The organism is Mycobacterium sp. (assembly GCF_035499775.1).
Classification (GTDB): Bacteria; Actinomycetota; Actinomycetes; order Mycobacteriales; family Mycobacteriaceae; genus Mycobacterium.
The window spans coordinates 1-9745 of sequence record NZ_DATJYB010000614.1; the positions used below are offsets into that span (position 1 = coordinate 1).

8 protein-coding genes are annotated in these 9745 nt (G+C 65.5%); 6 read left to right on the top strand and 2 right to left on the bottom strand.

Annotation, left to right across the window (positions count from 1 at the left end):
* The 3 genes from gjpA to VML93_RS36905 all read left to right on the top strand — a co-directional run.
* A partial coding sequence (gene gjpA / locus VML93_RS36895; protein ID WP_325618566.1) for an outer membrane porin GjpA occupies positions 1–1296 on the top strand: 1296 nt, incomplete at its 5' end.
* 164 nt (positions 1297–1460) lie between these two features.
* Positions 1461–2285 carry a class I SAM-dependent methyltransferase gene (locus VML93_RS36900; RefSeq protein WP_325618568.1) on the top strand — a complete coding sequence of 275 codons (825 nt, stop codon included), beginning with the start codon at positions 1461–1463 and terminating at the stop codon, positions 2283–2285.
* Between the two features lie 87 nt (positions 2286–2372).
* A complete protein-coding gene (locus VML93_RS36905; protein WP_325618570.1) occupies positions 2373–3056 on the top strand; it encodes a hypothetical protein in 684 nt (227 codons plus the stop codon).
* A 31-nt stretch (positions 3057–3087) separates the two neighbouring features.
* Here the strand turns inward: VML93_RS36905 and VML93_RS36910 are convergent, their stop codons facing one another.
* Positions 3088–4863, bottom strand: a complete 1776-nt coding sequence (locus tag VML93_RS36910; RefSeq protein ID WP_325618572.1) for an ABC transporter ATP-binding protein — start codon at positions 4861–4863, stop codon at positions 3088–3090.
* Positions 4860–6680: an ABC transporter ATP-binding protein gene (locus VML93_RS36915; RefSeq protein WP_325618574.1), complete on the bottom strand. Its 1821-nt coding sequence runs from the start codon at positions 6678–6680 to the stop codon at positions 4860–4862. The genes VML93_RS36910 and VML93_RS36915 overlap by 4 nt, the downstream gene beginning before the upstream one ends.
* A gap of 269 nt (positions 6681–6949) precedes the next feature.
* Here VML93_RS36915 and VML93_RS36920 point away from each other — a divergent pair, with 269 nt between their 5' ends.
* The 3 genes from VML93_RS36920 to VML93_RS36930 form a co-directional block, all read left to right on the top strand.
* Positions 6950–8401 (top strand): PPE family protein, encoded by a 1452-nt coding sequence (locus VML93_RS36920; RefSeq protein WP_325618576.1) that lies wholly within the window; start codon positions 6950–6952, stop codon positions 8399–8401.
* A 140-nt stretch (positions 8402–8541) separates the two neighbouring features.
* A complete protein-coding gene (locus tag VML93_RS36925; protein ID WP_325618580.1) occupies positions 8542–9219 on the top strand; it encodes a class I SAM-dependent methyltransferase in 678 nt (225 codons plus the stop codon).
* A gap of 345 nt (positions 9220–9564) precedes the next feature.
* A partial coding sequence (locus VML93_RS36930) for a PPE domain-containing protein (RefSeq protein ID WP_325618578.1) occupies positions 9565–9745 on the top strand: 181 nt, incomplete at its 3' end.

The window sequence follows — 9745 nt, forward strand, 5'->3', positions numbered from 1 at the left end:
ATGTCGTTTGTCATTGCAGCGCCGGAGCTGGTGCAGGGTGCGGCCCAGGATTTGGCGGGTATTGGTTCGTCGCTGGCTGACGCCGCGGCAACCGCGTCGGGCCCTACCACGGGGATCGCGGCTGCGGCTCAGGACGAGGTCTCGATCGCGATCGCTTCGCTGTTCGGTAAGTTCGGCCAGGAATTTCAGGCTCTGGGCGCGCAGGCGCAGGCGTTTCATACCCAGTTCGTCGGCTTGCTGAACGCGGGTGCCGGGGCCTACGTGAGCGCCGAGGCCGCCAATGCCGAGCAGGCGCTGCTGGGTGGGGTGGGTGCGGCGGCTGCGGCGCCGTTGCTGCCGGGTTTGAGCGGCTTCGGCGCCACTGTCGCCGCCCCGTACCAGGCGCTGGTCTCGACGACCCTCACCAATGCCCAGACGGTGTTCGGCGCCTCCCAGCAGGCCCTGGGCACGCTGTTCGGCGGTGTCTCCGCCGAGTTCGGCTTATTAACCACTAATCCCGGCGCGGCCCTGAACAACCTGGTGACCGCAGCGCAATCCGTGGCACTGATCGGCGCCCCCACCGATGTCTCGTCGGCCGTGACGCAACATACGCTTGGCGGTGACGCGACCGCGACGCCCGGCATTCTGTTCGACGGGCAACCGGTTCACATCAATGACATCCATTACCAGATCTGGCTGGGACTCCATGGTGCAGGTTTCACACCGGGGACCGGTCTGGAGGCCGCGTTGGTGGGGGCCGCTACTGATTTCGCTTCGTCACCGTTGAGCGGGGTGCTCATGGGCTTTGCCGGTCCGGTGGTCAGCCCCGCCGTGGCGCTGTTCAACGAAGGACACGCCATCTTGGCCGACCTCACCGGTGCCACTCCGCATCCGGTGGCCGACCTCGCTGCGCTTCTCGACACGCCCGCCACCGTCACCAACGCGTTCTTCAACGGCGCCACCCTCAACCTGGACCCGCTGGTGCCGGTCGTCAACCCGTTCATCAGTGCCGGCGACGACGGTGGCCAGACACTCACCGCCCTCAGCATCGCCTTCGGCGGGCTGTTCAGTCCCGGGCAGGTGGCTTTCGGTGCCAGCGGCCCGATGTATAACGGTGTCGGCGGCTCGGTCCTCAACTCCCTCGGCATGGATTTCACCTTCTCCTATCCCGACGACGACGCCGGCGCCACCATAGCTTTCCCCGGGCTCCCGGTGGGTCCGATCGGGGCCACAGCGAATCTGATAGACATTTTCGGGCAGGAATTGCAGGGCAACCTGATCACCAGCCCGGACGTTGGCGCATTCGGCCCCATCTAGGCTCGACGCAGGGACCAGGCTCGTTGCCCGGCATTGCCACCGCGACGCCTCCGCGCCGGGCCGACGCCGGTGCAGCCGGTGTCCAACGTGTCGGGGCCGGCCGTCGCGGGCGCACGGCGTAACTTCGAGTACTCGAACCGAACGCGTTCACGGAAGGTGGCCCGATGAGCAAGACCGCGCCCGAGCTGGGCGACGTCCAGGAAACAATGTTGATTCCGCTCTACGCCCGAGCCTGTGACGCTGCCTCAGGTCGTCCGGTGCTCGGTGACCGGCGGGCGCGCGAGATCGTCGACGGCATCGACTACGACTTCAGCCGGTTCGGCGGTTCGTCTTTGTCGGGCTCGGTGTACCGATCATCGATCTTTGACGGCTGGGTGGCTCGGTTCCTCCGCGAGCATGCCGATGCAACCGTCGTCGAACTCGGCACCGGGCTGAACACCAGATTCGACCGCCTCGACAACGGCCGAGTCCACTGGTTCGACCTGGACCTTCCCGACGCTATTGCTCTGCGCCGCCGGTTTTTCGGCGACAGTGAGCGGCGCAAAATGCTTGCCGGCTCGGTAGTCGACATCGAGTGGTTCGACGCGGTGGCCGCCTCCCCTCCGCCCTACCTGTTCCTCAGCGAAGCCGTCCTGATATATCTCAGCGGCGATGAGGTGCGTCGCGTTCTCACCCAGCTGGCCCACCGCTTCCCGGGTTCCCTGGTCGCATTTGACACCGCGGGCAAACGGATGGTCTCCAACCAGGATCGGAGCCGATCACTGGCGCAGGTCAATGCTCGGCTGCAATGGATCTGCGACGACCCGCGCGACATCGAGCGCTGGGGCCTCGAACTGCTCGACACCCGAACGCTGGCGACCCCACAACCCGACATCGCCAAAACCTGGCCACCGCAACGCCGCTACGGTATGCCGGTGCTGGCGCGCCTGGCGCCGCCGATCGTCAACACCTACAAGTTCAACCTGTTCAGAGTCGCGTCACCTCAGTGATCCCTTGCTGCTCGTGCGGGCCCTTCGAGGGAAAGGATTGCGGGCTAACGCGTTTCGTACCGCAATGTCGGATTGCGCCGTGGGCGGATGCTAGCGCTCATCGTGACGCTGTCGGGGATGGCGGTTGTCGAGTCGCTCAACGTCCTCAACTTCGGGGTCACCTCCGCAATCGTTTATGACAGTCGGCTGCACCGCCGTTCCCCGCTGCCCGGTGGGCTGAGCTTTATCGCGGGCCTGTTCATGGCGACCCTCGCCGTCGGCATCGCCGTCGTGCTGGGTGTTGCCTTCTTTACCGAGTTGACAGCTTTCAAACTGACCCCGGCGGAGCGCTATCGTGGCGAGTTGGTGGTTGGTGCGCTTCTCATCTGGGTGGCGTGCTACCCGTCTGGGGCACGAAAAGTACTGCCGGGGAAGGCATTTAACGTCATACGACATCGTCCGTGGGTGCTTGGCTGCGCCGGTGCGGCACTCGGCTTCGGCCAGGCAGCGACTGACGTCATGTACCTGGCCGCTCTTGCGATGCTCAGCGCCTTCCATCCGCGACCGTCGATCTGGCCGCTGATCGTGGTTGCATACTGCATCATCGAGCTGTTGCCGCCCCTGCTTGTGCTCTTCCTGGCGACCCGGCGAGCGGCAAGAGCGCGGCGTATCCAACGTGGCCTCGTGCGTGTCATCACCCGCTCTGGCCCACTTTGGGTCCGTGCACTGTGCCTGGCAACCGGAGCTGCGCTCGTCGTCGATGCATTGCTCCACAGCCGCAGCCTCTGGTGAATCGCCTCCGGCTGGTCAGGGGAGCGGCCCCCTACGTTGAGCCGGACGCGGCGATGGTGGGGTCGCGCCGTAGTTGCCAGCCGCGGGCGCGCAGGCGCTCTTCCCAGAATCGGGCATAGGTGCCACCCGCGGTGACCAGCAAGTCATGGCGTCCACGCTCGGTGATTCGACCGTTGTCGAGAACGAGGATTTGGTCGGCATCCATCACCGTCGAAAGTCGATGTGCGACAACGACAACGGTGCGGTCTCGGGCCAATTCATAGATGGCGCCGGCCACGGCGGCCTCGTTGACGGCGTCAAGCGCGGCAGTGGCTTCGTCCAGCAGAACGACAGGCGCGACCTTGAGCAACGCGCGGGCAACGGCGACACGCTGCCTTTCCCCACCGGACAGTGCCGATCCGGCCTCGCCGACCCGGGTGTCCCAGCCGTCGGGCATACGGTCGATCACCTCATCAAGGCGGGCAATGGACGCGACGCGACGCAGCTCAGTTTCTCCCGCGGCGGGATCGGCCATCCGCAGGTTGTCGGCGATGGTGCCGTCGAAGAGGTAAGCGTCGTCGAAAACTTGCGCGGTCAGGTGCGCGACTCTGCTGGTGCCGAGTTCCCGCACGTCGTGGCCGCCGAGCAAGATGCTGCCGTCGTCGACATCGAAGAAGCGGGCGATCAACCTGAGCAGGGTGGTTTTTCCGGCACCGGATGGGCCGACGATCGCGGTGAGGCTGCCACTCGGGATGACGGCGTCGACGCCTTTGATGACCTCGTTGCTGTCGTCGTAACCGAAACGCACACCACGCAATTGGATGTCGGCTCGTACCGGTGCCACATCCCGATCGGGTTCCGGAAGTGGTGGCACCGCCAGCAGCTCGCGCACTCGGACGATCGCGTCGGCGGTGACTTGAACGTGGCCGGCGAGGTCGCCCAGCTGAGAGATCGGATCGATCATGCGCAAGGTGATGATCAGCAGACCGATCATCGTGGATAGCGCGAGGTCGCCGCGCAGCGTCAAGACGACGGCGAACGCGATGATCGTCGTGACGACCAGTTGCATCGTGCCGAAGCATCCGATCAGACCCCATGCCCCGCGGATGGTGAGCCGGGATTGGGAGTGTTGTTGGCGGGTAAGGGATTCTTCGAGTGTGCCGAGCTCGTGGTGGGTCAGGACGCCGTAGGCACGCAGCGTCGGTTGCAGACGGGCGTATTCGACAATCCGCGACGCGGTGGCGCCAATGTCGTGGTCGTACTGGGCATCGTTGCGGTGCACGATGCCCATGTAGATCCGCAGTGATAGTGCGCAGAGCAAGGAACCCAGGGTCAATGCGATCCCGATACGCCAGTCGCTCAGATAACTGCCGATTATCAGGGTGGCCGGTGCGCTCAAGCCGACGATCACATACCGGAGCAAGTGCGCCGGAAAGTCCGCGACGTCGACGGCGTCTTTGGTGACCAGACGCCCGACGGGTCCCGTGCGGTCAGGACCAAACCAGCCGAGGGGCAGCGAGGCCAGATGATTACCGATCCGGGTGTGAAAACTGATCAGCACATCCGTGCCGACCAGATAACCCAGTGAGGTGCTCCAGGCCAGCAATCCATGATGGACGGCTACCGTGATGGCGATCGCGGCGATCCACAGCCATAGCTGACCCCAGTGCGTGGGTCGGTCGATAAGAGCGCCGAGAAGGGGAACGACAAACAGGAATCCGAGGCCCTGCAGCACTCCTTGTGCGCCGAGTAGGACAAGCATCGCGCGCAGATGTCGGCGGCCACGATCATCGAGCAGCTGCAGCAGGTAGCGGATGATGGTGCTCACCGCCCCACCTCCAGCCGCTGGGCGACGCCGCTTTCGGTGTTCCGTTCCTGCTGCCACAGCCGTGCGTACATGCCGTTGTTCTTCAACAGCTCGGTGTGGTTACCGCATTCGGCGATCCGGCCGCCATCGAGTACGACGATGGTGTCGGCGCCTCGTATCGTGTTGAGCCGGTGAGCGATCACCAACACCGTCTTGCCCCGCGCGACCTCGCTGAGCGCCTCTTGGATGCGAGCCTCGTTTTCCGGGTCGGCGCTCGCGGTGGCCTCGTCGAGAACCAGGATGGGACGATCGGCGAGGATCGCCCGGGCGATGCACACGCGTTGACGTTCGCCCGCCGAAAGCACCGCGTCCTTGCTGACCACGGAATCGAGTCCGCGGGGCAGCTTCTCGATCCTCGACAGAATCTGGGCCTTGCCGACGGCATCGCGCACGGCCACGTCGTCGGCGTCGGGACGGCCGAGACGGATGTTGTCGCGAATGCTCATGTCAGACAACAGGTGTGAGTCTTGGAACACAAACGCGACGTGCTGATATAACTCTGCGGGGTCGATTCGGCGCAGATCTACTCCGTACAGTTCGACCGAACCTTCGCACGGATCGTCGAACCGGGGAAGCAGCTTCGCCAGGGTGGACTTTCCGGAGCCGGAAGGACCGACCAACGCGGTGATGGTTCCCCGATCAAGGGCAATATCGATCCCGGTGAGCGCGACCGTGTCACCGTAGGTGACGCGCACGCCGCGCATCCGAACCACCGGCCCGGCGGTGGTGGGATCGAGCTCGACCGGTTCATCCGGCGTCGGAAGCTCCGGAGTAGCCAGCAATTCCCGGATGCCCCGGTACACCTTCAGAGCGGTGACCAATGGGTGCACCGACATCAGCAGGGTCATCCATCCGGAAGTGATAACGGTGCCGAACACCAGGAATGCGATGAAGTTCACCAGTGGAAGATCACCGTTGGCGGTGAGAATCCCTCCGGTCGTTGCGACGGCGAGGAGAATGCTCGGCGGCGACAGGAGTATCTCGGCGGTGACGCTTGCGGCGCTCGTAGATTTGGCCCAGTCGAGGAAGAAGTGCGCGAAAGCTCGGGACACTTCCCGGAAACGGCGACTCGCTGTGCCCGGCGTGCCGAAAGCCTTCACGACACCGATGCCGTTCACGAATTCCACCGCCGCGCCGTTGAGGCGCGCCAACCACTCCATGAACTCCGGATACTTGGTCTCCGCGCCGGCCATCGCGCGTTGGTACATGGCCATCCCGGCCAACACGGGGAGCAGCGTCGCCAACGCCATCCGCCAGTCCAGGGCAAACAGATAGAAGAACGCGACGAGCGGCGGCACCGCGGCCGCGCTGAGCTCCACGATCGAGTGCGCGATGAGCCGATGCAGCGCTGCGACGTCATCTTCCACGGCCGTCTTGACGATGCCGGAGTTGCGATCATTGAACCAGCTCAGCGGGACCCTGCTGAGTTTGACCAGGAGTTCACGGCGGATCCGAAACGACACCTGGATGTCAGCCAGATGGGTCATCACGCCGGCGGCCAAGACACCCGATTGTTTGACTGCCAGCGCGACGAGCGCCACGACGATGATCGGCCAGACGTTGTTGTTGCCCGCCAACAGTCGTTTGGTTACTTCCACGACTGCAACCAGCGGCGCCATGCCGGCCAGCGAGCTGACGGCTGACAGCAGAGCACACGCGACAAGAGTCGTCCGAGCTGATTTAAGGATCGCCGGCGCCGACCCGGGTCTTGCTGCCATGTGTGGTCGCACGCTTACCTCCATCGCAACCCTCCTGCTGCGGGCCAACCTCGTAATCATGCTCTAGGTGATGGCTGGTAGCGCGGTCGCACGCAACTGCCGCAAGCCGGCAGCTGGCCGGCTCACCTGCAAAGCTTTCGCAGGATTCTTGCGAATCACTTGCGACAAGTCAGCACGCCGTCTTACGGTCAAGGTGGCGGGTGCCGAGCCGCCCGCCAGCATCGATGGGGCGAGACGAAAGCTGGGCGGCTGCCATGAGCGTTGCACGTGTTCGCCAGGAGCCCGGCCACTCGACCCGCCGCCGATATCTGATCGCGCCCGGCTGACCGGTGACCGCGCCGGTCTGGATGGCGTCCCCGCCGGAGGTTCACTCGGCGTTGCTGAGCAGCGGGCCGGGACCGGGCCCGTCGCTGGCTGCGGCGGCGGCGTGGAATTCGTTGAGCGCCGCATACGCCGAGGTGGCCGATGACCTTTCGGCGCTGGTGGCGGCGGTGCAGGCCGGAGCGTGGGAGGGCCCCAGCGCCGAGTCGTATGTGGCCGCCCATGCGCCGTATGTCGCTTGGCTAGCCCAGGCGGCCGCGAACGCCGCCGCCACGGCCGCACAACAGGAGACCACCGCCGTCGCGTACACCACGGCGCTGGCCGCCATGCCCACCCTGGGCGAGCTGGGCGCCAACCACGCCACCCACGCGGTGTTGCTGGCGACGAATTTCTTTGGGATCAACACCATCCCGATCGCACTCAACGAGGCCGACTACGTGCGGATGTGGGTTCAGGCCGCCACCACCATGAGCACCTACCAAGCGGTCTCGGCGCAGGCCGTGGCAACGGTACCAAGCACCCCACCGGCACCCCCCGTACTGAAATCCGCCGCCACCGACCCCTCCCCGACCAACATCCTCACTGACTGGGAAAACTTCGTCCAAAACGTGACAGATAAGCTGTTCGGCGTCCAGAGCCCGCCCTACCTCCTCCCGGCGCTGATGGCGTTCCTTGAGGATCCTTCCCCGGCGCTCCTTGGTCCACTGCTGTTTGCGCTGGCCTTCGAGGGTGCCTTCGACACCCTGTTCTTCTCCCCCGCGGCGCTCTTGGGCGCGCCGTTCCTGCCGTTCGTCGGCCTGGCCGGCCTGGCCGGACTTGCGGGTTTGGCCGGACTCGCGGGCTTACCCCGGCTGGGACAGGTGCCCGACATCGCCGGCCAGATTCCGGAATCCCCGCCGACCCAGCTGCAGCCGGCCGCGGGCATCGTACCGGCGCTCGCGACACCTGGGCCAGCCACGTCGGCCGCCACCGGTGGGTCGACGCCCGCATCTTTGCCCGGGTCCGCATCAGCAGCGCCATCGACACCGGCGGCCGCCACAGCCACTTTCGGCTATCTGGTGTCCGGCGGCGGACCCGACGAAGGGGAAGGCCCGACACTGATCGGCCGTGGCAAGATCAAGGCGCCGTCGGCGGACATCGTCGCGGCGGCCGCAGCCCCGTCACGGGCATCGACGCAGCAGCGGTCGCGGCGACGCCGACGGACCGAGATGAGGGACTACGGCGACGAATACGTCGACATCGACTCCGAACTGGACGCTCCCCACCCCGCAACAGCCGCCTCAAACCGGGGCGCCGAGGCGGTGGGATTCAGCGGGACGGTGTCCACGACCCACGCGATCCGCCCCGAAGGATTGATCGCGCTGGCCGACGGCTTCGGTGACGGACCGAGCGCGCCGAGGCTGCCACAAACCTGGGGCAGCGACCCCGGCGAAGAATCGCCGCGTGATGACCGACCGTAAGTTACGTGCGCTGGGTTTGGCGCTACCGTAACTGTTTGAGAATCCGGACACGCCGAGACAGGTCCGGCGATTGACGCAAGGGGGCCAGCGTGTCACTTCCCGCCGATCCGTACGCGCAGTCTGCGGAATTCTACGAAGTAATGGCGATCCCGCACTGGGATATGAAGCGAGAGGTGCTGGTATCCGCGCTGACGGCTTGTGGGGCAGTGACGGAGCCGGTGCTCGATATCGGAGCAGGGACCGGGCTTTCGACGACGACCATCGCCGACACCATCCCTGATGTCGCGATCCACGCCGTCGAACCGTCAGCGGCAATGCGCGCCGCGCTGGTTTCACGGATCCTGGGTCGCGGTGACCTGGTTGACCGAGTCACCGTGCACCCAGTTAACGTCGAGGAGGTCCACCTCCCGGATCGTGTCGGGGCCGCGGTACTGATGGGTGTCATTGGATTCCTTGATCGCCAAGCGCGGCAACGCTTTTGGGAGAATTTGCGGCCCCGGATCGCGCCCGGGACGCCGGTGGTCGTCGAGGTCATGGCGATCGATCAACCCATGCCATTGCCCGAGATGACGATCGCCCAACAGCGTATCGGCACCCGCCAGAACGAAGTGCGTATATCTGGTCAACCCGTCGACAGCGACGCGGAGCGCTGGACGATGCGCTACCTGGTGCGGGAAGGCGACACGGTCATCAGGGAATTCACCGCCGAATACACCTGGCACACCGTCGGGCTCGCCGAACTCGCCCGGGAAGCTGAAGCGCATGACATGACGTTTGAGCAACTGCACCCCATCATCGGTGTGCTGCGCCCGCGTTGAATGCGAGGCGGGCGACGGTGTGAGCGGCCTAAGGTCAGCGACCTAAGCCCTGTTTGTACCCAACACGGCAAATCGCGACACCGTCTGGCAGCGCGATCGCGCGAAACCGCCGTGCGCCGCCAACCGGCTGGCTCACCTGCAAAAAATCCGCGGAACTCCTACCAGGTCGCGTGCGACTAATAGGTATGCCGGTTTCCGTCGCGGCGGTCAGTGCCCGAGCCGCGCGCCGGTATCGATAGAACGAGAAGAAAGCTGCGAGGGTGCCATGACGTTGCAGGTGTTCGCCAGGAGCCCGGTTATCGGGCCGGCTCCCGGTGCCTGCTGTCCGACCGCGCCCGGCTGACAGTGACCGCGCCGGTCTGGATGGCGTCCCCGCCGGAGGTTCACTCGGCGTTGCTGAGCAGCGGGCCGGGACCTGGCCCGTCGCTGGCCGCGGCGGCGGCGTGGAATTCGTTGAGCGCCGCATACGCCGAGGTGGCCGAAGACCTTTCGGCGCTGGTGGCGGCGGCGCAGGCCGGAGCGTGGG